We start from the raw sequence: 1,035 nt of genomic DNA on the forward strand, positions 1-1,035 counted from the left end.
GGAGGACCTCCGGCACGACCACCGCCCCCGCCCCGCACTCCGCACGCACCGCCGGCTACGGCGCCCGGCAGCGCAGGGCGCCGACAGGCCGGACGCCGGCCAGGTTTCCCGCGGTGGCGGTACGGCGGTCCCGGGGTTTCCCGGATCAGACGTAGGTCCGCGCCGGTCCTCCAGCAGGACCGATGACCGTGGCGATCGACTCGGCCAGGGGTTCGATCTCGTCCTCCCGGAGGCTCGAGACGGTGACCCGGATGCCCGGCGGCGCGTTCATCCGGAAGCGGGCTCCGGGTGCCACCGCCCAGCCCGCGTGCAGCAGCCGGGCGACCGCCGCGGTCTCGTCCGGGACCGGTACCCACACGTTCATGCCGGTGCGTCCGTACGCCGCGGCCCCACGCCGGGCCAGCGCCCCGATCAGCGCGTCCCGGCGTCGGCCGTAGCCCGCCGCCACGGCCGCCGGGTCCACCGCGCCCTCGCTCCACAGCCGCGCCACCGCGCGCTGGACGATCAGGCTGACCCAGCCCGGCCCGAGCCGCTGCCGGCCGCGCATCCGGTCGAGGGTGACCGGGTCCCCGGTGAGCACCGCGAGCCGCAGGTCGGGACCGTACGACTTGGCCGCCGAACGTACGAAGGCCCAGCTCCGGGTGGTCCCGGCGAGGGGATGGAGGGGGAGGTCGACGATGTGATGCCCGTGGTCGTCCTCGATCAGCAGCGTCTCCGGGTGATCGGCGAGCACCGACCGCAGGGCACGCGCGCGTGCGCCGCTCAGCGCCGCGCCGGTCGGGTTCTGCGCGCGGTCGGTGACGATCAGGGCGCGCGCGCCGTCCGCCAGGGCCGTTCGTACGTCGTCGGGGAGCGGACCCTCGTCGTCGACGCCGACGGGGACGGTCCGCAGTCCGAGGGCCGGGACCAGGTCCAGGAGACTCCCCCACCCCGGGTCCTCCACGGCGACCGCGTCCCCGGGCCTGAGATGCGCCGCCAGGACCCGCTCGACCGCGTCCAGGGCACCCGACGCGACGACGACGGGGCCGCCGGGCA

1 protein-coding gene is annotated in these 1,035 nt (G+C 76.6%); it reads right to left on the reverse strand.

Annotated elements, in window-relative coordinates; genetic code table 11:
* Positions 1-145: 145 nt before the first annotated feature.
* Positions 146-1,035: aminotransferase class I/II-fold pyridoxal phosphate-dependent enzyme (locus tag B9S61_RS01390; RefSeq protein WP_103540539.1), on the reverse strand; the 890-nt coding region annotated here is incomplete at its 5' end.

The organism is Streptomyces sp. SM1 (assembly GCF_002910825.1).
Classification (GTDB): domain Bacteria; phylum Actinomycetota; class Actinomycetes; order Streptomycetales; family Streptomycetaceae; genus Streptomyces; species Streptomyces okerensis.